General features: G+C 66.5%; 20 protein-coding genes, 1 tRNA gene and 1 pseudogene. 13 read left to right on the top strand and 9 right to left on the bottom strand.

The window, feature by feature from the left end; translation table 11 throughout:
* Positions 1–261: 261 nt before the first annotated feature.
* Positions 262–1,194, bottom strand: coding sequence for a YihY/virulence factor BrkB family protein (locus H3H55_RS26920; RefSeq protein ID WP_193100927.1), 933 nt, complete (start codon positions 1,192–1,194; stop codon positions 262–264).
* A gap of 174 nt (positions 1,195–1,368) precedes the next feature.
* Between H3H55_RS26920 and fdnG the strand changes: the two genes are divergently transcribed.
* The 8 genes from fdnG to H3H55_RS26880 all read left to right on the top strand — a co-directional run bounded on the left by fdnG (position 1,369) and on the right by H3H55_RS26880 (position 11,017).
* Positions 1,369–4,440, top strand: coding sequence for a formate dehydrogenase-N subunit alpha (fdnG, locus tag H3H55_RS26915; RefSeq protein ID WP_193100926.1), 3,072 nt, complete (start codon positions 1,369–1,371; stop codon positions 4,438–4,440).
* Positions 4,441–4,450: 10 nt separating this feature from the next.
* On the top strand, positions 4,451–5,365 hold the full coding sequence (gene fdxH, locus H3H55_RS26910) for a formate dehydrogenase subunit beta (RefSeq protein ID WP_059237213.1): 915 nt from the start codon (positions 4,451–4,453) through the stop codon (positions 5,363–5,365).
* A complete protein-coding gene (locus H3H55_RS26905; protein WP_039370262.1) occupies positions 5,362–5,988 on the top strand; it encodes a formate dehydrogenase subunit gamma in 627 nt (208 codons plus the stop codon). The genes fdxH and H3H55_RS26905 overlap by 4 nt, the downstream gene beginning before the upstream one ends.
* Before the next feature lie 109 nt (positions 5,989–6,097).
* Positions 6,098–7,033, top strand: coding sequence for a formate dehydrogenase accessory protein FdhE (fdhE, locus tag H3H55_RS26900; protein ID WP_193100925.1), 936 nt, complete (start codon positions 6,098–6,100; stop codon positions 7,031–7,033).
* A 75-nt stretch (positions 7,034–7,108) separates the two neighbouring features.
* Positions 7,109–8,548: an L-seryl-tRNA(Sec) selenium transferase gene (gene selA, locus H3H55_RS26895; protein ID WP_193100924.1), complete on the top strand. Its 1,440-nt coding sequence runs from the start codon at positions 7,109–7,111 to the stop codon at positions 8,546–8,548.
* Positions 8,545–10,470, top strand: coding sequence for a selenocysteine-specific translation elongation factor (selB, locus tag H3H55_RS26890; RefSeq protein ID WP_193100923.1), 1,926 nt, complete (start codon positions 8,545–8,547; stop codon positions 10,468–10,470). The genes selA and selB overlap by 4 nt, the downstream gene beginning before the upstream one ends.
* Positions 10,471–10,502: 32 nt before the next feature.
* Positions 10,503–10,598 (top strand) — tRNA-Sec (locus H3H55_RS26885).
* A gap of 206 nt (positions 10,599–10,804) precedes the next feature.
* Positions 10,805–11,017, top strand: coding sequence for a hypothetical protein (locus tag H3H55_RS26880; protein WP_129516967.1), 213 nt, complete (start codon positions 10,805–10,807; stop codon positions 11,015–11,017).
* 111 nt (positions 11,018–11,128) lie between these two features.
* Here H3H55_RS26880 and H3H55_RS26875 read toward each other — a convergent pair whose 3' ends face one another.
* Positions 11,129–11,533: an NUDIX hydrolase gene (locus tag H3H55_RS26875; RefSeq protein ID WP_129516968.1), complete on the bottom strand. Its 405-nt coding sequence runs from the start codon at positions 11,531–11,533 to the stop codon at positions 11,129–11,131.
* A 236-nt stretch (positions 11,534–11,769) separates the two neighbouring features.
* Between H3H55_RS26875 and H3H55_RS26870 the strand changes: the two genes are divergently transcribed.
* Positions 11,770–12,009, top strand: a complete 240-nt coding sequence (locus H3H55_RS26870; protein ID WP_193100922.1) for a hypothetical protein — start codon at positions 11,770–11,772, stop codon at positions 12,007–12,009.
* 289 nt (positions 12,010–12,298) lie between these two features.
* On the opposite strand, the gene H3H55_RS26865 is transcribed toward H3H55_RS26870, so the two are convergent.
* The 4 genes from H3H55_RS26865 to H3H55_RS26850 form a co-directional block, all read right to left on the bottom strand.
* The gene (locus H3H55_RS26865) at positions 12,299–12,616 is read right to left on the bottom strand and encodes a hypothetical protein (protein WP_129516970.1); all 318 of its coding nucleotides are present in this window, start codon (positions 12,614–12,616) and stop codon (positions 12,299–12,301) included.
* Positions 12,617–12,859: 243 nt separating this feature from the next.
* Entirely contained in the window at positions 12,860–13,096 is a 237-nt protein-coding gene (locus tag H3H55_RS26860) for a hypothetical protein (protein ID WP_129516971.1), read from the bottom strand.
* A gap of 586 nt (positions 13,097–13,682) precedes the next feature.
* On the bottom strand, positions 13,683–15,071 hold the full coding sequence (locus tag H3H55_RS26855) for a nucleobase:cation symporter-2 family protein (protein ID WP_193100921.1): 1,389 nt from the start codon (positions 15,069–15,071) through the stop codon (positions 13,683–13,685).
* Positions 15,072–15,222: 151 nt separating this feature from the next.
* Complete coding sequence (locus tag H3H55_RS26850) at positions 15,223–16,170, bottom strand: LysR family transcriptional regulator (RefSeq protein WP_193100920.1); 948 nt, start codon at positions 16,168–16,170, stop codon at positions 15,223–15,225.
* Positions 16,171–16,273: 103 nt separating this feature from the next.
* Between H3H55_RS26850 and H3H55_RS26845 the strand changes: the two genes are divergently transcribed.
* Positions 16,274–17,011 carry an SDR family oxidoreductase gene (locus H3H55_RS26845; RefSeq protein ID WP_193100919.1) on the top strand — a complete coding sequence of 246 codons (738 nt, stop codon included), beginning with the start codon at positions 16,274–16,276 and terminating at the stop codon, positions 17,009–17,011.
* A 20-nt stretch (positions 17,012–17,031) separates the two neighbouring features.
* Here the strand turns inward: H3H55_RS26845 and H3H55_RS26840 are convergent, their stop codons facing one another.
* Complete coding sequence (locus H3H55_RS26840; protein WP_193102169.1) at positions 17,032–18,009, bottom strand: LysR family transcriptional regulator; 978 nt, start codon at positions 18,007–18,009, stop codon at positions 17,032–17,034.
* Positions 18,010–18,142: 133 nt separating this feature from the next.
* Here H3H55_RS26840 and H3H55_RS26835 point away from each other — a divergent pair, with 133 nt between their 5' ends.
* The 3 genes and pseudogenes from H3H55_RS26835 to H3H55_RS26830 all read left to right on the top strand — a co-directional run bounded on the left by H3H55_RS26835 (position 18,143) and on the right by H3H55_RS26830 (position 20,162).
* The gene (locus H3H55_RS26835; RefSeq protein ID WP_193100918.1) at positions 18,143–18,859 is read left to right on the top strand and encodes an SDR family oxidoreductase; all 717 of its coding nucleotides are present in this window, start codon (positions 18,143–18,145) and stop codon (positions 18,857–18,859) included.
* 14 nt (positions 18,860–18,873) lie between these two features.
* Positions 18,874–19,008 (top strand): annotated as a pseudogene (locus H3H55_RS37690) (antibiotic biosynthesis monooxygenase); the annotation flags it as partial.
* The gene (locus H3H55_RS26830; protein WP_193100917.1) at positions 19,005–20,162 is read left to right on the top strand and encodes an iron-containing alcohol dehydrogenase; all 1,158 of its coding nucleotides are present in this window, start codon (positions 19,005–19,007) and stop codon (positions 20,160–20,162) included. The pseudogene H3H55_RS37690 and the gene H3H55_RS26830, both read left to right, overlap by 4 nt.
* Before the next feature lie 56 nt (positions 20,163–20,218).
* Here H3H55_RS26830 and H3H55_RS26825 read toward each other — a convergent pair whose 3' ends face one another.
* Both H3H55_RS26825 and H3H55_RS26820 read right to left on the bottom strand, forming a co-directional pair.
* Positions 20,219–20,740: a hypothetical protein gene (locus tag H3H55_RS26825; RefSeq protein WP_193100916.1), complete on the bottom strand. Its 522-nt coding sequence runs from the start codon at positions 20,738–20,740 to the stop codon at positions 20,219–20,221.
* 30 nt (positions 20,741–20,770) lie between these two features.
* The gene (locus tag H3H55_RS26820; protein WP_193100915.1) at positions 20,771–22,951 is read right to left on the bottom strand and encodes an ornithine decarboxylase; all 2,181 of its coding nucleotides are present in this window, start codon (positions 22,949–22,951) and stop codon (positions 20,771–20,773) included.
* Positions 22,952–23,389 lie beyond the last annotated feature (438 nt).

Genomic DNA, 23,389 nt, shown 5'->3' with positions numbered 1-23,389 from the left:
CTGCGGTGCGATTGTTTCGCTAGATGTTGCACATTGCGGCAGAGGGCCCGTTTCGGCCGGTTGACGCACGGAAACGAGGGTGAGCAAACGTTTGCGATTGCAGCGATCAACGTGCCGGCATGCAAGGAACGCGTCAACGCCGCGCGAATGCGCGGCGGACAGCGTGGTTGGCGGGGTGGCAAAGCGGCGGGAAGGAGGCGTTTCGATGCGGCGGCGTGCGCGATGCCGGTTGCGCGGCCGTTTTTGCGCAGCGTGTGCGAATCAGTCGTCGTGCATGCTGCTGGCGGCGCGATCGGTTTGAGCGGGCGCGGCCGACGCGACGCCGGCGGGCCGATGTGCGTTGCCGCGTGCCGCCGCGAATTCCGCGCCGAGCAGCAGCACGACCGCGGAGAAGTACAGCCACATCAGCAGGACCGCGAACGATCCGGCCGCGCCGAACGCACTGGCCGTGCCCGCATGCGCGAGGTACAGCGCGAACAGCTTCTTGCCGCCGGAGAACAGGATCGCGGACACGATGCCGCCGATCGCGGCGTCGCGCCACGCGACGCGCGCATCGGGCAGGAACTTCATCAACGCGGCGAACGCGGCCGCGAGCACCGCGATGCCGACGAAGAACTGCACGAGGTTCGTGACGACGACATACGGCGAATTGCCCAGCAGCCAGGTGCCGACGAACGTGATCGCGGTGTCGAGCACGAGCGACACGATCAGCAGGAACGCGACGCCGAGCACGAGCCCGAACGAGATCAGCCGCACGCGCACGAGCCCGAGCATGCTCGACCAGCGGTTTTCGGTGGCCGGCCAGATCACGCTGAGCGCGGCGCTGAGCGACGCGAAGGTGGCCGACGCGCCGATCGCGAGCGCGGCGAACGAGATCAGCGTCGCGAGGCCGCCGCGCTCGCCCGCGCGGTGCGCGTTCTGCACGATCGTCTGGATGCTGGCCGCCGCGTCGTTGCCGATCAGCTGGTGCGCCTGCTCGAACACCTGGCCGCGCGCGGCGTCGTCGCCGTAGAACCAGCCGGCCACCGCGATCACCATCACGAGCATCGGCGCGAGCGAGAACGCGGAGAAAAACGCGATGCCCGCGGCCATCGCGGAGCAGCGGTCGGACGAGAAGCGCTTGAATGCGGTGAGGGCCCAGTTGGCCTGTCGTTGGGCGAGGCGGGTCGCCTCGGTGGTGATCTGTCGTTTCATGCGTGGTCGGTGGCGGTACGAGGCGCCGATCAAGGTTGGCGACTGGACTAGTCTTAAAAGGGCAATGCAATTAATCGGACAAGTCCGTATTGATCCGAGGATACGGCCATAGTTGCGTGGACTGTCTATAATTCCTTTCAGTTTCCCCACCCCCACAATAACGCCGAGACCGCCATGCTACAAATGTCCCGGCGCCAGTTCCTGAAGGTGACGGCCACGTCGCTCGCCGGATCGAGTCTTGCCCTGCTGGGCTTTTCTCCGTCCGAAGCGCTGGCCGAAGTCCGACAGTACAAGCTGGCGCGCACAGTCGAAACGCGCAACACCTGTCCTTATTGTTCAGTGGGTTGCGGCATCCTCATGTACAGCCTCGGAGACGGTGCGAAGAACGCGCAGCCGAGCATCATCCACATCGAAGGCGATCCCGACCATCCCGTCAATCGCGGCACGCTGTGCCCGAAGGGCGCGAGCCTGATCGACTTCATCCACAGCCCGAGCCGCCTGACGCACCCCGAATACCGGGCGCCCGGCTCGGACAAGTGGGAACCGATCTCGTGGAACGATGCGCTCGACCGGATCGCGAAGCTGATGAAGGCCGACCGCGACGCGAACTTCGTCGAGACGGCGGAAGACGGCGCGAAGGTCAACCGCTGGCTCACGACCGGCATGCTGGCCGCGTCGGCGGGCAGCAACGAGGTCGGCTACCTGACGCACAAGACTGTCCGCAGTCTGGGAATGCTCGCATTCGACAATCAGGCGCGTGTCTGACATGGCCCGACGGTGGCAGGTCTTGCCCCGACGTTTGGCCGTGGAGCGATGACGAACCATTGGGTCGACATCAAGAACGCGGACGTGATTCTCGTGATGGGCGGCAATGCAGCCGAGGCCCATCCATGCGGGTTCAAGTGGGTAACGGAGGCGAAGGCGCACCGCAAGGCGCGGCTGATCGTCGTCGACCCGCGCTTTACGCGTACGGCTTCGGTGGCCGACTACTACGCGCCGATTCGCACCGGCACCGACATCGTCTTCCTGGGCGGCGTCATCAACTATCTGCTGACGAACGACAAGATCCAGCATGAGTACGTGAAGAACTACACGGACTTCTCGTTCATCGTGCGCGAGGATTACGCGTTCAACGACGGCATCTATTCCGGCTACGACGCCGAGAAACACGCGTACCCGGACAAATCGAGCTGGGACTACGAGCGCGGCGACGACGGTTTCGCGAAGGTCGACCCGACGCTGCAGCATCCGCGTTGCGTGTACAACCTGTTGAAACAGCACTACGCGCGCTATACGCCGGACATGGTCCAGCAGGTCTGCGGCACGCCGAAGGAGAAGTTCCTGAAGGTGTGCGAGATGCTCGCCACCACGGCCGTTCCCGGCCGTGCCGGCACGGTGCTGTACGCGCTCGGCTGGACGCACCACTCGATCGGCGCGCAGATCATCCGCACCGGTGCGATGGTGCAGCTGCTGCTCGGCAACATCGGCATCGCGGGCGGCGGGATGAACGCGCTGCGCGGCCACTCGAACATCCAGGGGTTGACCGACCTCGGGCTGATGTCGAACCTGCTGCCGGGCTACATGACGCTGCCGATGCAGGCCGAGCAGGATTTCGACGGCTACATCGCGAAGCGCGTGCAGCAGCCGCTGCGGCCGAACCAGTTGAGCTACTGGAAGAACTACAAGGCGTTCCACGTCAGCTTCATGAAGTCGTGGTGGGGCGACGCGGCGACCGCCGAGAACAACTGGGGCTACGACTACCTGCCGAAGCTGGACAAGCAGTACGACCTGCTGCAGACGATCGAGCTGATGAGCGCGGGCAAGATGAACGGCTACATCTGCCAGGGCTTCAACCCGCTCGCGGCGGCGCCGTCGAAGGTGAAGACGGCCGCGGGGCTCGCGAAGCTGAAGTGGCTCGTGATCATGGATCCGCTCGCGACCGAGACGTCCGAGTTCTGGAAGCATCACGGCGACTACAACGATGTCGATGCGTCGAAGATCCAGACCGAGGTGTTCCGTTTGCCCACCACATGCTTCGCGGAGGAAAACGGCTCGCTCGTGAGTTCGAGCCGCGTGCTGCAATGGCACTGGAAGGGTGCGGAGCCGCCGGGCGAGGCGAAGAGCGATCTCGAGATCATGTCGGGGCTTTTCCTGCGCATGCGCAAGATGTATCAGACGGATGGCGGCAAGTATCCGGACCCGATCGTGAACCTGACCTGGCAGTACGCGAACCCGGAAAACCCGACGCCCGAAGAGCTCGCGATGGAGTTCAACGGCCGTGCGCTCGCCGATTTGCCCGACCCGAAGGATCCGGCCAGGACGCTCGTGAAGAAGGGCGAGCAGCTGGCCGCGTTCGCGCAGCTGAAGGACGACGGCACGACCGCGAGCGGTTGCTGGATCTTCTGCGGTGCATGGACGCAGGCCGGCAACCAGATGGGGCGGCGCGACAACTCGGACCCGACCGGCATCGGCCAGACCCTGAACTGGGCGTGGGCGTGGCCGGCGAACCGGCGGATCCTGTACAACCGCGCATCGTGCGACGTGAGCGGCAAGCCGTTCGACCCGACCCGCAAGCTGATCGGCTGGAACGGCAAGGCGTGGACGGGCCCCGACATTCCCGATTTCAAGGCGGACGAACCGCCCGAGAACGGGATGGGGCCGTTCATCATGAATCCGGAAGGCGTCGCGCGCTTCTTCGCGCGGGCGGGGATGAACGAAGGTCCGTTCCCCGAGCACTACGAGCCGTTCGAGACGCCGATCGGCACGAACCCGCTGCACCCGAACAACCCGCAGGCGCTGAACAACCCGGCCGCCCGCGTGTTCCCGGACGACCGCGCGGCGTTCGGTCAGGCACCGGAGTTCCCGCACGCCGCGACGACTTACCGGCTGACCGAGCATTTCCACTACTGGACCAAGCACGCGCGGCTGAACTCGATCATCCAGCCCGAGCAATTCGTCGAGATCGGCGAAGACCTCGCGAAGGAAGTCGGCGTCGCGCACGGCGAACGCGTGAAGGTGTCGTCCAAGCGCGGCTACATCATCGCGGTCGCGCTCGTCACGAAGCGGATCAAGCCGCTGACGGTCGACGGCAAGAAGGTCCAGACGGTCGGCATCCCGTTGCACTGGGGCTTCAAGGGTCTGACGAAGCCCGGCTATCTCGCCAATACCCTGACTCCGTCCGTGGGTGACGGCAACTCGTACACACCGGAATTCAAGTCGTTCCTGGTGAAGGTCGAAAAGGCGTAAGGGGAAAGAGATGGCATTGCAATCGCTGGATATCAAGCGCGTCTCGGCCACCACGACGCCACCGCCCACGGTGCGCGAACCGGTGACCGGGAGCGTCGCGAAGCTGATCGACGTATCGAAGTGCATCGGCTGCAAGGCATGTCAGACGGCATGCATGGAGTGGAACGACCTGCGCGACGAGGTCGGCACCAACGTCGGCGTGTACGACAACCCGGCCGACCTGACCGAGCACTCGTGGACGGTGATGCGGTTCTCCGAATACGAGAACCCGGCAGGCGACCTCGAATGGCTGATCCGCAAGGACGGCTGCATGCACTGCGAGGATCCGGGCTGCCTGAAGGCGTGTCCGTCGCCGGGCGCGATCGTGCAGTACAACAACGGGATCGTCGATTTCCACGAGGAGAACTGCATCGGTTGCGGCTATTGCGTGACCGGTTGCCCGTTCAACGTTCCGCGGATCTCGAAGAAGGATCATCGCGCGTACAAGTGCACGCTCTGTTCCGACCGCGTTGCGGTTGGCCAGGAACCGGCCTGCGTGAAGACCTGCCCGACGGGCGCGATCGTGTTCGGCACCAAGGAGGACATGAAGCAGCACGCGGCCGAGCGGATCGAGGACCTGAAGGAGCGCGGCTTCGAGCATGCGGGGCTGTACGACCCGCAGGGTGTCGGCGGCACGCACGTGATGTACGTGCTGCACCACGCCGACAAACCGTCGCTGTATCACGGGTTGCCCGACAATCCGTCGATCAGCCCGATGGTGAAGCTGTGGAAGGGCATCGCGAAGCCGCTCGCGGTGGCCGGCATCGCGCTGACGGCGCTCGCCGGGTTCTTCCACTACGTCCGGGTCGGTCCGAACGAGGTGAGCGACGCAGAAGAATCGGCCGCGCGCGACGAGGCGCGACGCATCAAGGAGGACGCGAAATGAAGCACGACGACCCCAACCTGATCGTCCGCTACTCGGCGAACGAGCGCACGAACCACTGGATCACCGCGATCACGTTCGTGCTGCTCGCGCTGTCCGGGCTCGCGCTGTTCCATCCGTCGATGTTCTGGCTGACCGCGCTGTTCGGCGGCGGCCAGTGGACGCGGATCCTGCATCCGTTCGTCGGCCTCGTGATGTTCGTGTCGTTCGCGATCCTGGTCGTGCGCTTCTGGCACCACAACGCGCTCGACGCGGACGACCGGCAGTGGCTGAAGCAGATCGGCGACGTGCTGACCAACCAGGAAGACAAGCTGCCGCCCGTCGGCCGCTATAACGCCGGGCAGAAGCTGCTATTCTTTACGTTGGTGGCGTGCCTGCTGCTGCTCCTGCTGTCGGGAGTCGTGATCTGGCGGCGCTACTTCTCGTTCTACTTCCCGATCGGGGTGATCCGAGCGGCCGCTGTCGTGCATGCCGTGGCGGCCTTCGTGCTGATCGCGAGCATCATCGTGCACATTTACGCGGCGTTGTGGGTGAAGGGCTCGATCGGCGCGATGGTGCGCGGCACCGTCACGCTGGGCTGGGCTCGCAAGCATCACCCGAAGTGGTTCCGTGAAAGCGTGAAATAACGCATCGGACCGGGGCGGCGCGCCGATCGCGGCGGGCCTCGCCCCGTCGCCCGTCGGAACTGCCTGAAGCGCCGATCCGTCGGCGCTTGTTTATTTGGAAGACATTTCTGTGACACAACGTATTCTCGAACCGACCGAGATCTCGGCACTCGATCATTCGGCCATTCCGCGCTTTCGCCTGCCGGAGCGCGCCACCGCGTTCTCGGCGCGCGCCGCGCGGCTGCGCAAGCTCGCCGACCTGAACCCGATCAGCGGCTACCTGCGGCTGATGGCCACCGTCGCCGATGCGCAGCATGCGACGCTGCAGACGCTGGAGTTGCCGCTGCCGTCGCAGGAAGCGATCGCGCGCGCGCAGCAGCATTCGATGCCGCTCGTGCCGGCGCTCGACGGCGAGCGCGATCCGCGATGGCGCGCCGTGCTGTACGAACTGCTCGACCGCGTCGAGGGCGCCGGGCTCGTCAACCCGTCGCTCGCGAGGCTGCTCGACCGGCTGCGCCTGATGGCGCCCGCCGAACTCGACGCGCAGGCCGACGCGATCCTCGCGCTGCGCTTCGCGGAGGTCGACCCGGCTACCGCACCGTTCCTGATGGCCGCGCTGCAGGTCGTGTGGACGGACCTGGCGAGCCGCGTGTCGCCGGCCGACGTTCCGTATCTCGACCAGCCGGGGCTGTGCCCCGTCTGCGGCACGCATCCGGTCGCCAGCGTCGTGCGGGTCGGCGGCCAGTTCCAGGGTTACCGTTTCCTGCAGTGCGGGCTGTGCACGACCGAGTGGCACATGGTGCGCACGAAGTGTTCGCATTGCGATTCGACGAAGGGCATCGCGTATCACGGGATCGAGGGCGGCAGCGAAGCCGTCAAGGCGGAATCGTGTGACGAGTGCAAGACCTATCGCAAGATCGGCTATCAGGAGAAGGACTACGAGTTCGAGCCGCTGGCGGACGATCTCGCGAGCCTCACGCTCGATCTGCTGATGAACGAGGCCGGTTATCAGCGCAGCTCGCCGAATCCGCTGCTGTGGCCGGATGTGTCGCGGGAAGCGGAGTGACGGCAGGGGGCCGGGGGCGGTGCGCGAGCGCCGGCTTCGGCCGTCTGCGAAGCATCAGACGGGAGCCACCACGACGTGACCGAACCGGGTTTGAATGAACTGAATGCCGTGCTCGCGCGCGTGCCGTCGGTCGAGCGCGTGCTGTCGTCGGCGCCGCTGCAACCGCTGCTCGCCGACTATGGCCGCACACGCGTGCTGAACGCCGTGCGCGCCGAACTCGAACGCTGGCGCACCGCGGCGCAGCATGACCCGGCGGCGGCCGAGCCGCTCGACGAGCCGCGCATCGCCGCGGCCGTCGCGCGCACGCTGGCCGCGCAGAGCGCCGGTGCCGTGCGTGCGGTGTTCAACCTGACCGGTACCGTGCTGCACACGAACCTCGGGCGCGCGCTGCTGCCCGACGACGCGGTGCGCGCGGTGGTCGACGCGCTCACGCGGCCCGTCAACCTCGAATTCGATCTCGCCACCGGCCGCCGCGGCGATCGCGACGACCTGATCGACGATCTGCTGTGCGAACTGACGGGCGCGGAAGCCGCGACCGTCGTCAACAACAACGCGGCAGCCGTGCTGCTGACGCTGTCGGCGCTCGCGACGAAGCGGGAAGTCGTCGTGTCGCGCGGCGAGCTGGTCGAGATCGGCGGCGCGTTCCGCATTCCCGACATCATGAGCCGTGCCGGTGCAAGGCTGCGCGAGGTCGGCACGACCAATCGCACCCATCTGCACGATTACGCGGATGCGATCGGCCCGCGCACGGCGCTGCTGATGAAGGTGCACTGCAGCAACTACGCGATCAGCGGCTTCACGAAGGAGGCGACGCTCGCCGAACTCGCGCCGCTCGCGCGCGAGCACGGGCTGCCGGTCGCCGTCGATCTCGGCAGCGGCACGCTCGCCGACCTGTCGTCATGGGGCCTGCCGCACGAGACGACCGTGCAGGAAACCGTCGCCGCCGGCGCAAACGTTGTCACGTTCAGCGGCGACAAGCTGCTCGGCGGCCCGCAGGCCGGCCTGATCGTCGGCGATCGCGCACTGGTCGAGAAGATCAAGAAACATCCGCTCAAGCGCGCGCTGCGCGTCGGGAAGCTGACGCTCGCGGCGCTCGAACCCGTGCTGCGTCTTTATCAGGCGCCCGAATTCCTGCGTGACCGGCTCACGACGCTGCGCCTGCTGACGCGTCCGCGGCATGAGATCGCCGAAGCCGCCGAACGCGTGCGTCCGGTGTTGCAGGCCGCACTCGGCAGCGGCTTCGACGTGACGGTCGAGCCGATGTTCAGCCAGATCGGCAGCGGCGCGCTGCCGGTCGACCAGTTGCCGAGCGCCGGGCTCGTCGTGCGCACGGCGGACGGCAAGCGCAGCGGCCGCGCGCTCGCGCAGCTCGAGAAACGGCTGCGCGAATGGCCGCGACCGGTGATCGGCCGCGTTGCCGATAATGCGTTGCGGCTGGACTTGCGCTGCCTCGAAGCCGCCGACGAAGCGGCATTCGTCGCGCAATGCGTGCCGTTCGCAGGGCCCGCTGCATGATCGTCGGTACCGCCGGACACATCGACCACGGCAAGACGACGCTCGCGCGCGCGCTGACCGGTGTCGACACCGACCGCCTGAAGGAAGAGAAGGCGCGCGGCATCTCGATCGAACTCGGTTACGCGTACACGCCGCTCGACAACGGCGACGTGCTGGGCCTGATCGACGTACCGGGGCACGAGAAGCTGATTCATACGATGGCGGCCGGCGCGTGCGGGATCGACTTCGCGCTGCTCGTGATTGCCGCCGACGACGGCGTGATGCCGCAGACGCGCGAGCATCTCGCGATCCTGCAACTGCTCGGTGTGACGCACGGCGCCGTCGCGCTGACGAAATGCGATCGTGTCGACGCCGTGCGCGTCGCCCAGGTGCGCGACGAGATCGCCGCATGGCTGCACGACTCGACGCTGGCCGGTGTGCCGATTTTCGAAACGCGCGCGACGGCCGTGGACGATCCGGGCGTCGCCGCGTTGAAACGTCACCTGGCCGACGCGGCGATCGCGTGGCGCGCCCGTCGCGACGACGGCCTGTTCCGGCTCGCGGTCGATCGCGTGTTTACGCTCGCGGGGCAGGGGACCGTCGTGACGGGCACCGCATTCGCGGGCCGTGTCGCGACGGGCGACACGCTCGCGATCGTGCGCACGGGTGGCGCGACCCGCGTGCGCAGCATCCATGCGCAGAACCGGCCGGTCGAGGCCGGCCGCGCGGGCGAGCGTTGCGCGCTGAATCTCGCCGGCGTCGACAAGGCCGATGTCGAGCGCGGCGATACCGTCGCCGATGCGCGGCTCGTCGCGGTGTCGCCACGCGTGGACGTCGAGCTGACGCTGCTCGCGGATGCCGGGCTGACGCTGACGCACTGGGCGCCGCTGCACGTGCATCTCGGCACGCTGCATCGCGTCGCGCATGTCGCACTGCTCGACGGCGACACGCTCGTGGCTGGCCAGCGGATGCGCGTGCAACTGGTGTTCGACGAACCGGTATTCGCGCTGCCGGGCGACCGGTTCATCGTCCGCAATCCGCAGGCGACGCGCACCGTCGGCGGCGGTCGCGTGCTCGATCCGTTCGGGCCGGCGAGCAAGCGCCGCACGCCCTTGCGCCGCGCGTGGCTCGATGCGCTCGCCGTGTGGATCGATACAGGGCGCCTCGATGCGCTGCTCGCACAGGCGCCGCTCGGCATCGCGCGCACGATGCTCACGCATCTGACGGGCTTTGCGCCGAACGCGCTGGCGTTGCCGGAAGACGCGCTGGCGATCGGGCAACGCGACGCCGCGTCGAACGACGGCGCGGTGATTTCGCATGCGCACTGGCGCGCGCTGCAGACGCGGGCGATCGACACGCTGCGCGCGTATCACGAGCGCGCGCCTGACGAGCAGGGGCTCGACGCCGCGCGCCTGCGGCGGATGGCTGCGCCGCTCGTCGGCGATGCGTTGTGGCGCGCGCTCGTCGATGCGGTGGTGGCCGGCGGCGAAGTCGCGCGTAGCGGGCCGTGGCTGCACCTGCCGTCGCATTCGGTGAGCCTTGATCCGCGCGAGGAAGGGCTGGCGCGGCAACTGCTGCCGCTGATTCATGCGGGGCGCTTCGATCCGCCGTGGGTACGCGACCTGGCCCGCGACACGGGCGCGGCCGAGGACGCGGTGCGCACGCTGCTGCGCAAGCTCGCGCGGCGCGGCGACGTGCATCAGGTCGTGCGCGACCTGTTCTATCACGCGGATGTCGTGCGCGAACTCGCCGAACTGGTCGCGCATCTCGCGCCGGCGCCCGGCGCGGGGCTCGATGCCGCGACGTTCCGCGACGCGACGGGGCTCGGCCGCAAGCGCGCGATCCAGATTCTCGAGTTCTTCGATCGGGTTGGGTATACTCGCTTCCACCGCGATCTTCACTTCCTGCGGCCTGACAGCGGTTGGATGGGTATTCAGGCGTAGGCGCTCGTTGTTCTTTTGGTTCTTTTCCCCGAGGAAGGCATTCGTATCCGGTGGTACGGCCGGGCTTCAAACCCGGTTGGGGGTGTCAGACACTCCCGGGTCGGTTCGACTCCGGCTGCCTTCCGCCATTCCGTCTTCTTGCGATTCAATGCGCTTCGAATGGCGTGCAATTGCGTCATGGGCCGACGCTGTAAAGCGGCCACGATCGAGCAAACTTGATCGGGAAAATTACTGAAAGTTCGCGAATTATTTTCCGGCTATAGTGGAATCACTGGGGGTAGGCGTGGCGCTTCTTGCCGATACCGGCCAGGTAATGACTGTAGACGGGTGCTGTATGAAAAATAAAATCGAAAAGACCGCCGGACCGATCTGGGGTGTGGCTGCTGGATTGCTTCTTGCCGCCGCAGGATTGAGTCTCGGCATCTTCCCGACGTCCCTGCACAGCTCGGGAACCGCAAACGACTTCATGGCGTCCGGCGCTGCGATGCTGGGCATCTTCCTCGTCGTCTATTCCACGCACGAGTTACGAAGAAAGCGCTCGCACTGAGCGTTCGCGCGTCACTGTCCACGAAACACGACTCGAGCCGGCCGACGGCTCATGAATGCGCTCGTCCGCGATACGTACGTTACGCACGAGCCGTACGGAATTTCGTGCGCGCTACGACTTGAGGATTTCGTGCTTGTAGACGAGCTCGACGATGCGTTTCGTCGGGATGCTCGCGCGCAATGCGTCGACGCCGTCGATCGGAAACCACCGGCATTGCTCGATCTCGTTGTTCGGTTGCGGCGTGTGGTCCGGGCCGACTTCCGCGAAGAACACGTGATGGATCTTCGCGAGCCCGGTGAACTGCATCGAGTACACCAGATGCTGGCCGGTGACGCCGGTTTCTTCGCACAACTCGCGATGTGCGGCTTCGAGCGGCGTTTCCCCGCGCTTGATCGTGCCGCCGGGCAGCGCCCAGCGCGACGACGCGCGCGCGACGAGCAGCACCTGGCTATCGCGGTAGCAGACGATCGTCGCCCGTTCTTTAACGAGTACTTCGGTCGATTGAGGGGAATTCATAGGCTCAGGGGCATGGACTCTGGCGAGATTCTAACCAGCGTTTATCGCGGAGCCAAGGCGGCATCGGCGGAAACCGTTCGATCGAGCGATCAGCACCGCGATTGCGCCGATAAGTCGAAGCTGCTCCCGGTGTGCGAATTGCCCGCGAATCGGCTGAAAAAGGGGCGTTTACAGGCGGATTCGCCCGGCCGGTGCGGCGCATACTTGAGGCCCTGACGACCAGACCGGACCCGGCCATGACTACCTTAAGCATGCAAACGATCGTTTGCGGCAAGACCATTCAGGTAGCGCTGATGACCGATATGGCGACGGCCAGTATTTTCGTGATGAACAATGACGACGGTACCCATCAGCCGCGGATCATGAAGGTTCGCCAGTACCTCGATGCGGGTATGACGGGTGAGGATGTCGTCCGCCATGTGTTGAATATCGTGGTGGCGTCGATCGAGCGGCGCGGCCAGCTTTGGGCACACTGAAATTCTTCCGGGCAGTTGTCTGCCCGACTTCGGTGCTGCAGCGGGCGGCTCGAAAGGGGATTCGGCGAGGATGGCGAGACGCAGGGTAGTGCCTGCGATCGGATCGGAAGCAATCGGCGATCGCATCCACGTGCTGAAGGACGTGTGAGCAGCGATGTGGCGTCGGCACCCTACCCAGCGCATCGGCTCCACGTTTCGCAAGCGGCAACGAGACAGAAGGGCGATACAAAAACAATCAGGATCACGACGGCAGCGCAGCGTCGGCTCGAACTTCGGGCCTGGCGGCGCGCTACCGCCTGGGGTGTTTCATCTCCTCGGCCTCCATTGCCGCGGTGCGTTCCTCGCTCGCGGAAACAGGTTCCATGGCCTCGTCGATCGAGGCCAATGCGTACTCGCAGGCCAGCTTGGTTTCCTCGACGTCGGCGTCCGGCTCCTCGTCGTCGTTGAGAGGCGGCTCGAGCATGTCTTTGAGCATCGTCGCCAGTTCCGGGGTGTCCCAGGGTTCGCCTCGTTGCTCCTTCTTCCTGATGTAGTGCCGGATCTCCGCATCCTGTTCGGGTGTCAGTGGCAGGTGCCGAAAGGTGCTGCTTGGGTTGGCATCGATCATGATGGTGCTCCGAAGTCCGGCGGGGTCCCGGTTTGGCTGCTTCCCGGGATGCTCCATGCCGGAAAAACGATAAGGATGACGGATCGACTCGCGAGCGAGGCCGGGCCAGGGCGACTCGCGCGACGGTCGGCGCCGCGGATACTGCGTTCGCCGAGCGGATGTACCGCCTGCAATTCGGTATTCACGATGCGTTGGGTCCCGAATTGATGCGCCATCGAATGCTCGGACGTGTGTGGCAGATTCTTATTTGCGGAAGTTCGGATCATGGATCCGGTCGAGGCGAGCGAACAGCTCATTGATCTGGTATTCGAGTACCTTGTTTCGCTCGAATCGTGTCCGGAGTGCGTCGAGCTTGACTCGCCAATACGCCGGATCGCTCACTGGCGATCGGTTGGTGAAGGCGTCGTGGGTTTGCTCGAGCAGTCCGATCGCTCCCCTAATGTGAGCCAGTTCGCGCTCCACATCGCAGTACCAGCTCATTTTCCGACTCCCGGTTATGGTTCGATTCTTGGTTTTTTTGTACGGCGAGTGCGTTCGATTTCACTCGAAAGCCGCCGCACGGGCCAATTTCGAGCGGTGTTGTCGTCAGTGCCCGCAGGCAGGATCTCGACCACAGTGTCGAAGCCTGCGTCGTCGTCATGCGGGCGGTCGTGTTGCGCCGGCGCATGGGGCAAATGAGCGCGCAATATTCGAGTCCACGATAGAGATGCGCGCTCATGACGAGCTGCTGAACTCTGAACGTTCGGCCGCGACGAATCGCAGGGCGAACGCATCCGGCCTGTATCGCCGTGTGTGGCGCGACGGGGGGACGAAAGACTTAGCGCTGCGTGCGACAGTGGGCGCGCTGCAGCAAGAGGGAAGAGGGAGGGCGAGCAGTCGAACGGATCACGACTGCTCGGATGAGCTCATCATACGCGCGTCGTCCTTCGGGTGCCTGTCTTATTTCGGGCGACGCGGATTGCCGTTGATACGCGGTGTCCGGCGCGGTCGGGGTGCGCCGGCGGTCGGCGTTCGGGCCGACCGGCGCGGTGCCTGACACACCGCGCGGTTGCCACGTATCGGGTTCTTACTTCTTTTCCGGCAGGAACCAGTTCATCACCAGCGCGCAGATACCGCCCGTCGCGACGCCCGATTCCAGCACGTTCTTCAGTGCGTGCGGCAGGCTGTTGAGAATGTCGGGCACCTGCGATACGCCGAGGCCGAGCGCCAGCGACACCGCGATGATCAGCAGCGCGCGGCGGTCGAGCTGGACGCCCGCGAGAATGTTGATGCCCGAGGCGGCCACTGCGCCGAACATCACCATTGCCGCGCCGCCGAGCACCGGCTCCGGCACGGCCTGCAGCACGCCGGCGACGACCGGGAACAGGCCGAGCACCACGAGCATCCCCGCGATCCAGATGCCGACATGGCGGCTCGCGACGCCGGTGATCTGGATCACGCCGTTGTTCTGCGCGAACACGGAGCTCGGGAACGTATTGAACACGCCGGCCAGCAGCGAGTTCGCGCCGTTGACGAGCACGCCGCCCTTGATTCGTTGCATCCACACCGGGCCTTCGACCGGTTCGTTCGAGATCTTGCTGGTGGCCGTCACGTCGCCGATCGCTTCGAGCGACGTGACGAGGTAGATGATCAGCATCGGCACGAACAGCGACCACGAGAAGCCGATGCCGAAGTGCAGCGGCGTCGGCACCTGGAACAGCGCGGCCTGGTGCATGCCGGTGAAGTCGAGGCGGCCGAGGAAAGCAGCCGCGAGGTAGCCGATCACGAGCGCGATGACGAGCGCGGTGCTGCGCACCCAGACGATCGGCACGCGGTTCAGCAGGATGATCGTGCCGAGCACGAGGCCCGACAGCGTCAGGTTCTCCGCGCTCGCGAACGTGCCCTTGGCCATCGCGCCGTAGCCGCCGCCCATGCTGATGAGGCCGACCTTGATCAGCGTGAGGCCGATCAGCAGCACGACGATGCCGGTGACGAGCGGCGTGATCAGGCGCTTCACGAACGGCAGGATGCGCGACACGCTCATCTCGACGAACGACCCGGCGATGACGACGCCGAAGATCGCGGCCATCACGGTCTCGACCGGCGTGCCCTGCTTGACCATCAGGCTGCCGCCGGCGATCAGCGGGCCGACGAAGTTGAAGCTGGTGCCCTGAACGATCAGCAGGCCGGCGCCCAGCGGGCCGAAGCGCTTGCACTGGACGAAGGTGGCGATGCCGGAAATCACCAGCGACATCGACACGATCAGGGTCGTATCGCGGCTGGACACGCCGAGCGCCTGGCAGATCAGCAGGCCGGGCGTGACGATCGGCACGATGATCGCCAGCAGGTGCTGTAGCGCGGCGACGAAAGCGACCATCGGCGCCGGCCGGTCGTTCGGGCCGTAGACGAGGTCGCGGGCCGATGCTGCGGCGTCGGCGCCGTGGGCGGCAGGTTGGGCGGAGGAGGCGGGTTGCATGGCGAGCGGGCCGGACAAGGTGGAAAGTGCGGCATTTTAGCCGAAGGGCCCGCCGCCGCCGTCGGGGCGCGCTGCGATAACCGGGATTCGACCGATGGCGAAAACAGCGACGGATCGGCGCCCGCTCGGCCGCGACCGCGGCGCCCATCGATCAGCGGGTTTGCCGCGATGCGACCGTGGCCATCGTCGCGGTCGCGCTGAAGCCGGGCAATTCGGGAATCCGCTGCGCCATGAACTGCAGGAACGTGCGGGTCCGCAGCGGCAGATATCGGCGCGACGCATACACGAGGTGCAGCGCATGCGGCGGAACCATGTCCCACTTCGGCAGTAGCCGGACGAGCTGCCCGGTGTCGATCAGATCCTGGACGAGCCACGCCGGCGCGCTGCCTACCGCGTTCCCGGCCAGAAAGCACTCCCGCAGCGCAATCGAGCTGTTCACACGATACCGGCCGCGTACCGGAACGGCGACCTTGTCGTCGCCGCGGGCAAATTCGAGTTCGCTTCCGATGATGTCCGTGCGCGCGTAGCCGACGTACTCGTGCGCCGCCAGGTCTTCCGGCCGGCGGATCCTGGGTGCCTTCGATACATACGCCGGCGCGGCCACCAGCAGGCGCGGCGACGACGCGATGTGTCGCGCGACGACATCCGGCGGCAGCACGTGACCGAGGCGAATGGCGACATCGACGCCTTCCTCGACCAGATCGATCACGCGATCGGTCAGGTGCAGTTCGACGTCGATCTCCGGCCACGCGGCGAGGAATTCGAGCACGAGCGCGTTCAGCCTCAGCTCGCCCAGCCCCAGCGGCGCGTTGACGACCAGTTTGCCGACCGGCCGCAGCGTTTGCCCGCGCACCTCGGCCACGGCGCTGGCGTATTCGTCGAGCACGCGCTTGCAGCGGTCGTAGAAACGGCGGCCTTCGTCGGTCGGCGCGAGGCTGGTGGTCGAGCGTTCGAGCAGGCGGACGCCCAGTTCTTTTTCGAACGCGGCGATGATCTTGCTGATCGTCGGCTGGCCGGTGCCTTCCTCGCGAGCGACCGCCGAAAAATTGCCCAGCTCGATCGCGCGGACAAACACGCGCATGGATCGCAGCGAATCCATCTTATTCCCTTATGGCATGAACCCTATTCAAGTTTCCCATGTTCCGGCGAAATTGGGCATGACTTAACGTTCGTGAACCTTCAACCCTTGATGAGGAGTCGACATGAACGAGGCAACGCAATCTTCGACACTGGACGGCGCGCACGTCGTGATATTCGGTGGGAGTTCCGGAATCGGTCTTGCAGCCGCGGCCGCCGCGAAAGCGAGGGGCGCCACCGTCACGCTGGTCGGCCGGACCCGCGCGAAGCTCGAGGCGGCCGCGCACGCGATCGGCGGCGCACGCATCGCGGTGGGCGATATCGCGGACAGGCACGCGGTGCAGGCCGTATTCGACACGATGACGCGCGTCGATCACCTGGTCGTCACGGCCGGCCGCTTCATCGCCGGCAAGCTGAACGAGACCGATCCCGATCATCTGCTCGGTGCGATACAGGAGCGTATCGCCGGGCCGGTCTACGCGATCCGGGCCGCGTTGCCGCTGATACCCGCGACCGGCTCGATCGTGCTGACCGGCGGGCAGCTGGCGGATCGCCCGGCCGCGCAGGGCACGTCCGTCATCGCCGCGGCCGTGCGTGGCGTCGAAGCGCTGGCGCAGTCGCTCGCGCTGGAACTGAAACCGATTCGCGTCAATGTCGTTGCGCCCGGCTTTGTCGAGACGCCGCTGTACGACGCGTTCGGCCCGGAAGCGCGCGATTCGATCCTGGCGGGGGCGGCAGCGGCACTGCCCGGCGGCCGCGTCGGGCGCGCCGACGAAGTCGGGGACGCGATCGCGTTCCTGGTGGGCAACGGCTTCATGAACGCCGAAATCCTGCACATCGACGGCGGCGGCCGGCTGGTCTGAACCGGGCGCGTCGCACGGCGTCAGCCGGCCGCGCGTGTTTTCGTGCCGCGCGCCGGTGTGCGCGGTGCGCGGGCATCGGGATACATGCGCTGGCACACGGCAATGACCGTGTCGCGCAGGCGGCGATGCACGGGGTCGCCGTGCATGCGCGGGTGCCACAGCGCGGAGACGAGGATCGCGGGCAGGCGGACCGGGATCTCGAAGCTACGCAGCCCGAGGATTTCGACGAGCCCCGGCGAGAACGCGTTGCCGAGGCACGAGCGCGGCACGAGCGCGATCAGGTCGGTGCTGGCCGCGACGCGCATCGCATCGGGGTAGCTGGGGACGACCACGCGCACGGTCTGGTCCGAGCCGGACCGGTTCGCCGACTCGTCGGCCGGTCCGCTGAAATCGCCGAGCTGCGATGCGATCACTTGACGGCAGGCCGCAAAGCGCGCGGGCGTGATCCGGGCCGACGCGAACAGCGGATGTCCGGCGCGCGCCACCGCGACGTGCCAGTCGTGACCGAGCATGCGCGTGTGCAGCTCGGGCGCGTCGTCGCCGCGCTTGCCGATTTCCAGATCGACGGTGCCGTCGCGCAGCGCTTGCGGATCGCGATCGGGTTTGGGCACGAAGCGGATGCGCACGTGCGGCGCGACTTCGCCGATCGCGGCGACCACCGGGCCGGACAGCATTTCCATGAACGACGCCGCCGCGCGAATGGTGAACGTGGCGGCGAGCGTCGCCAGGTCCACGTCGGCCGTCGCCGGCCGCAGCACGGCGCGCGCGTCGCTCGCGATCGCATGTACGCGGTCGCGCAATGCGGCCGCGTGCGGCGTCGGCACGAGCTTGCGCCCGGCGCGCACGAGCAGTTGATCGCCGGTGGAAAGCCGCAGCCGCGTGAGCGTGCGGCTCATCGCGGACGTGCTCAGGCCAAGCCGGCGCGCGGCGCCGGTCACGCTGCCTTCGGACAGCAGCACGTCGAGCGCGGTGACGAGGTTCAGGTCGATGTCTTCCATGCGGACAGGATACGCCATTGCTCGATCTGGCATGGCGTCTGATGCAACTATCGATTGCATCCGGTGCGTCTGGCGCATGGTTTGGTGCGCGCCTATAGTGGGCGCATCATGCAACCCGGCAAAGGCGGAAACCATGCAATCGACTGAATCAAACCGGAACGCACCCGCGATCCTGCTCGTTGCGGCGTCGCGCGGCCTCGGGCTCGCGATGGCGGAGGCATTTCTCGACAAGGGCTGGAACGTCACGGGGACCGTGCGCGAAGGATCGGGTCGCACGAAGCTGCACGATCTCGCGGACCGGTTCGACGGCCGGCTCGAGATCGAGACGCTCGACATCTGCGAGCCGGTGCAACTGGCCGCGCTGCGCGAGCGCCTGTCGGGCCGGCGCTTCGACCTGCTGTTCGTGAACGCGGGGACGACCAACGATCCCAACGAAACGATCGGCGAAGTGACGACCGACGAATTCGTGCGCGTGATGATCACGAATGCGCTTGCGCCGATGCGCGTGATCGAGGCGCTGCAGGATCTCGTGACCGCGGACGGCCTGATCGGCGCGATGTCGTCGGGGCAGGGCAGCGTCGCGAACAACGTCAACGGGATGCGCGAGGTCTATCGCGGCAGCAAGGCCGCGCTGAACCAGTTCATGCGCAGCTTCGCGGCGCGCCAGGCCGGCACGCCGCGCGCGCTGGCGCTGATGGCGCCCGGCTGGGTCCGCACGGAGCTGGGCGGGCCCGATGCGCGGCTGACCATCGACGAGAGCGTGCCGAGCCTCGTCGACGTGCTGATCGCGAAGCGGGAGCGCCCCGGGCTCGAGTATCTCGACTATCTGGGGCGGACGGTGCCGTGGTAAGCGGTGCATCGGGCATGCATCGGGAAACGCCGCACTTCCAGTGAATCGCGATCCGGGCGATCATGCCGTTGCTCGATCGCCGCGACGTGTCGCGCTACATGGTGCAGCCGGACACCGTCACGGCGACGCCACCGGGAGGCACCCGATGAATCCGTTTCAATTCCGTACCGTTCCGACGCAGATCGTCGAATTCGGCGCCGCGCGCCGGCTCGGCGCGTTGTTGCGCGAACGTTTTCCGGCGCTCGCGCGGCTGTGCGTCGTCACCGATGCGTTCCTGCATCGCAGCGGGGTGCTCGCGCCCGCGCTGGCGAGCCTCGCCGCGCACGGCTGGCAGGTGACCGTGATCGACGACGTGATCGCCGATCCGCCCGAGCACGTGGTGCTCGAAGCGACCGAGCGGGCCGTCGCGGCCGATGCCGAGCTCGTGCTCGGCCTGGGCGGCGGTTCGTCGATGGACGTCGCAAAACTGATCGCGGTGCTCGCGCCGGGGCGGCAGGCGCTGACCGACATGTACGGCGTCGACAAGGTCGCGAGCGCGCGGCTGCCGCTCGTGCAGATGCCGACGACGGCCGGCACGGGTTCGGAGGTCACGGCCGTGTCGATCGTCACGGTCGGCGAGGCGCGCAAGATGGGCGTCGTGTCGCCGCACCTGTTCGCGGATGTCGCGATCCTCGACGCCGAGCTGACGCTCGGCCTGCCGCGCGCGGCGACGGCCGCGACGGGCATCGACGCGATGGTGCATGCGATCGAAGCCTATACATCCGCGCGGCTGAAGAATCCGGTATCCGACATGCTGGCCGTGCACGCGCTGACGCTGCTGTCGCGCAACCTGCTCGCGGCATGCGACGACGGCAGCAACCGGCCCGCGCGCGAGGCGATGCTGGTCGGCGCGATGTTCGCGGGGCAGGCGTTCGCGAACGCGCCGGTCGCGGCCGTGCATGCGCTGGCCTACCCGGTCGGCGGGATCTTCCACGTGCCGCACGGGCTGTCGAATGCGCTCGTGCTGCCGCACGTGCTGCGCTTCAACGCGCCGGCCGCCGCGCCGCTTTATGCGGAACTCGCGGCGATCGTCGCGCCGCAGGCGACGGGCAGCGACGAAGCGAGGACGCATGCGCTGATCGACGAGATCGACCGGCTGATCGTCGCGACGGGCATCCCACGCACGCTGCGCGAGGTCGGGATCGGGGAGGGCGACCTGCCGAGGATGGCGTCGGACGCGATGCTGCAGACGCGCCTGCTCGTGAACAATCCGCGTGAGGTGACGGAGGCCGACGCACTGGCGATCTATCGGCACGCGTGGTGATGCGGCCGGCGTGAATGGTCGACCGGCCGCGGCGCGATGCCGCCGGCCGGGTGCCGTTATTTCAGGTCGCGATCCTTGCAGGTCGGCTCGAGCTCGCCGTCGAAGTACTGATACAGGTGCACGAGCAACTTGTTGGCGCCGACCTTGCGCCCGAGGTAATGCGTGCCTTCCACCGACGTGCAGGTCGAGAACGCGAGCTGCAGCCCGCCGTCGAGCACGGCTTCCGGGCGGGCGCCCTGGCGCACGAAGCGCGCGGTGCCGACCACGCCGAAGCCGCGCGTGTCCGCCGCGACCGATTTCGGCCGCGACAGCGCATACGCGGCGATCGTGCGGTCGTCGTGCAGCGCGTCGAGAATCTGGTTGCCGGGCTTGCCGGCAGGCCCGGTGATCGTCGCGCAGCAGCGCGGGATGCCCTTGTCGTCGTCCGGCAGTATTTGCAGCGACGTGCCCGCCGCGAGGTGCGTGTTCGGCGTGTAGTAGACGCCGTCGGCAATCACGCCGACCTGCTGCGCATGCGCGGCGACGGAGACGGCGAGTGCCGCGGCGAGCAGGAGCGGACGAAGGGGGCGGATGGGCATGATGGCGGCGATGATACACGCCGTGCGCGATCAGGCGCGCGATGCGTCGGCGCCGGCCGCCACCACGTACGCCGATGCCTGCTTCGTACCATCCGGCTTCGTTTGCAGGTAGACGCCCTGGATCTCCGGTTCGAAGCCCGGCAGCGCGTTGATCCCGGCTTCGAGCGCGCGGAAGTAGTCGAGCGCCGGGCCGCCCCACGCTTCGCCGGGCACCACGCAGAAGATGCCGGGCGGATAGGGCAGCGCACCTTCGGTCGCGATCCGGCCTTCGATGCGATCGAGCGTGACGAGCTCGACGTTGTTGCGGATCAGCTCGGTATTCGCGGCTTGAGGCAGCATCGCCTGCTTCGGGAACTGCGCGCGCCGGAACATCTGCTTCTGCAGGTGCTTCATGTCGTGGCTGCGGTAGAAATCGTGCATCCGCTGGCACAACTGCCGCAGGCGCATGGTGCCGTACAGCTCCGGATACGCTTCGCACAGCGACGGAATCGCTTCGCGCAGCGGCGTGTCCTGGTCGAGATGGCGTTCGAACTGCGCGAGGTGCGCGACCAGATGCTGCAGCTTGCCGAAGCTCTCCGACGGCGTGAGCAGGAACAGGATCGTGTACAGGTCGGCCTTCTCGGGCACGACGCCGTGCTCGCGCAGGTAGCGCGCGAGGATCGGCGCCGGCGCGCCGAACGGCGCGTACTCGTGCGTGTCGCGATCGATGCCCGGTGTCGTCAGCAGCAGCTTGCACGGATCGACGAAATACTGGTTGTCCGCATAACCTTCGAAACCGTGCCAGCTGTCGGCCGGATGGAAGCGGAAGAAGCGCAGGTCGTCGACGATCTGCTCGGTCGGGTAGTCGGCCCACGGGCGGCCGTCGACATGCTGCGGAATGAACGGACGGATCTGCCGGCAGGTCTTCAGCAGCAGCTTGCGCGCATCGACGCCGTGCGCGACGCAGTCGCGCCACAGGCGCTTGCCGGCCGGGCCCGCGTGCATCTGCGCGTTGACGTCGAGCGCCGCGAACATCGGGTAGAACGGGCTCGTCGACGCATGGATCATGTACGCGTTGTTGAAGCGCCGGTGATCGCAGTAACGCTTCTGGCCTTCGATGTGGCTGTCCTTCTTGTGGATCTGCGACGTCTGCGAGAAACCGGCCTGCTGCTTGTGCACCGACTGCGTGACGAGGATGCCGGGATCGTCGGGGCCGAGCGTCAGCATCAGCGGCGAGCAGTCCTGCATCATCGGGATGAACTGCTCGTAGCCGACCCACGCCGAATCGAACAGGATGTAGTCGCACAGATGCCCGATCCGGTCGACGATCTCGCGCGCGTTGTAGATCGTGCCGTCGTAGGTGCCGAGCTGGATCACCGCGAGCCGGAACGGGCGCGGCAGGTCGGCGCGCTCGGGTGCGACGTCGCGGATCGCGTCGCGGATGCGCGCTTCGTCGAGTGCCGCGTTGTCGACGCCGCCGATGAGGCCCCACGCGTTGCGCGCGGTTTCGAGGTAGACCGGCCGCGCGCCGGACAGCACGAGCGCCCCGAGGTGCACCGACTTGTGGTTGTTGCGGTCGAACAGCACGAGATCGCCGGGCGCGAGCAAGGCGCTCGTGACGACCTTGTTCGACGTCGACGTGCCGTTCAGCACGAAGTAGGTCTTGTCCGCGTTGTAGATCCGCGCGGCGTTGCGCTGCGCTTCCAGCGCGGGGCCTTCGTGGATCAGCAGGTCGCCGAGCCGGACGTCCGCGTTGCAGAGGTCGGCGCGAAAGATCGTCTCGCCGAAGAAGTCGAAGAACATCCGGCCGAGCGGGTGATTCGAGAAGAACTGGCCGCCCTGGTGGCCGGGGCAGTCGAACTCGACGTAGCCGCGCTGCACGTAGTCGCGCATGACCTTGAAGAACGGCGGCAGCAGGTTCTCGCTGTAGATGTCGGCGGCGGCGGAGATCTGCCGGCCGTAGTAGTGACGGCCGCCGTGCCCGAGCTGGATCACGCCGCTCGCGCCCGGCAGGATCGACGGCGGCACTTCCTGGTCGGGCTCGACCGCGACGAAGAACGGAATCGCGAAGCCGGTTCTTTCAACGGTTTTCTGGACTTTCTGCGCCGCATCGATTCCGACGACGATTGCCGCGATATTCGTGAAATCGGTCTGGAATACGTCGACCTGTTCGTGCGTGGTGAGGAAGGCGCCAATCAGCGCCGGCTCGACTGCGATTTTCAACAGGCTCACGCGAATTCTCCCGAAAATGTGCGGAAGCGGGCGCGGCATTCGTGCCGGTACGCAATCCATGCGTAATCCGGCATGCGCCGCAGCCGATTCAAATGCTCCCGCGAATGCTGAATGCCGAATGCGCTCCGCGCCAGCTGGCCTTGCGCGGCGGGGTGCAGCCGCCACCGGTCAGCGCACGGCGCAGCCGATCCTAGCAACAAAACCCGGCGAGTTCAATCGAGCGGAAATGACAATGTTATTGCAGGGTGAGAATGATCAAGTTATCTCAAATTTAAATGCTGCGGCGCACATGAAAATGATCAAATCATGAAATCCGATTTGAAAGCGACCGACGTTTTCGCCGAATCGTCGGCTTTTCATTGAAAGTCGTCTATGGCATAGTCGGCAGCGAATTGGATGGCGAATCAAACCGGAATTGCGAGCGTCTCATGTCGCTGC

Origin of the sequence: Burkholderia sp. Z1, assembly GCF_014893795.1 — a bacterium.
Taxonomy (GTDB): domain Bacteria; phylum Pseudomonadota; class Gammaproteobacteria; order Burkholderiales; family Burkholderiaceae; genus Burkholderia; species Burkholderia theae.
This window is presented reverse-complemented; position numbering and strand designations above follow the sequence as displayed.

Bases quoted from the DNA above. Each gene is read 5' to 3' on its own strand.
- H3H55_RS26920 (WP_193100927.1), bottom strand. From the start codon at position 1,194: ATGAAACGACAGATCACCACCGAGGCGACCCGCCTCGCCCAACGACAG.
- fdxH (WP_059237213.1), top strand. From the start codon at position 4,451: ATGGCATTGCAATCGCTGGATATCAAGCGCGTCTCGGCCACCACGACG.
- H3H55_RS26905 (WP_039370262.1), top strand. From the start codon at position 5,362: ATGAAGCACGACGACCCCAACCTGATCGTCCGCTACTCGGCGAACGAG.
- selB (WP_193100923.1), top strand. From the start codon at position 8,545: ATGATCGTCGGTACCGCCGGACACATCGACCACGGCAAGACGACGCTC.
- H3H55_RS26880 (WP_129516967.1), top strand. From the start codon at position 10,805: ATGAAAAATAAAATCGAAAAGACCGCCGGACCGATCTGGGGTGTGGCT.
- H3H55_RS26875 (WP_129516968.1), bottom strand. From the start codon at position 11,533: ATGAATTCCCCTCAATCGACCGAAGTACTCGTTAAAGAACGGGCGACG.
- H3H55_RS26870 (WP_193100922.1), top strand. From the start codon at position 11,770: ATGACTACCTTAAGCATGCAAACGATCGTTTGCGGCAAGACCATTCAG.
- H3H55_RS26865 (WP_129516970.1), bottom strand. From the start codon at position 12,616: ATGATCGATGCCAACCCAAGCAGCACCTTTCGGCACCTGCCACTGACA.
- H3H55_RS26860 (WP_129516971.1), bottom strand. From the start codon at position 13,096: ATGAGCTGGTACTGCGATGTGGAGCGCGAACTGGCTCACATTAGGGGA.
- H3H55_RS26855 (WP_193100921.1), bottom strand. From the start codon at position 15,071: ATGCAACCCGCCTCCTCCGCCCAACCTGCCGCCCACGGCGCCGACGCC.
- H3H55_RS26850 (WP_193100920.1), bottom strand. From the start codon at position 16,170: ATGGATTCGCTGCGATCCATGCGCGTGTTTGTCCGCGCGATCGAGCTG.
- H3H55_RS26845 (WP_193100919.1), top strand. From the start codon at position 16,274: ATGAACGAGGCAACGCAATCTTCGACACTGGACGGCGCGCACGTCGTG.
- H3H55_RS26840 (WP_193102169.1), bottom strand. From the start codon at position 18,009: ATGGAAGACATCGACCTGAACCTCGTCACCGCGCTCGACGTGCTGCTG.
- H3H55_RS26835 (WP_193100918.1), top strand. From the start codon at position 18,143: ATGCAATCGACTGAATCAAACCGGAACGCACCCGCGATCCTGCTCGTT.
- H3H55_RS26830 (WP_193100917.1), top strand. From the start codon at position 19,005: ATGAATCCGTTTCAATTCCGTACCGTTCCGACGCAGATCGTCGAATTC.
- H3H55_RS26825 (WP_193100916.1), bottom strand. From the start codon at position 20,740: ATGCCCATCCGCCCCCTTCGTCCGCTCCTGCTCGCCGCGGCACTCGCC.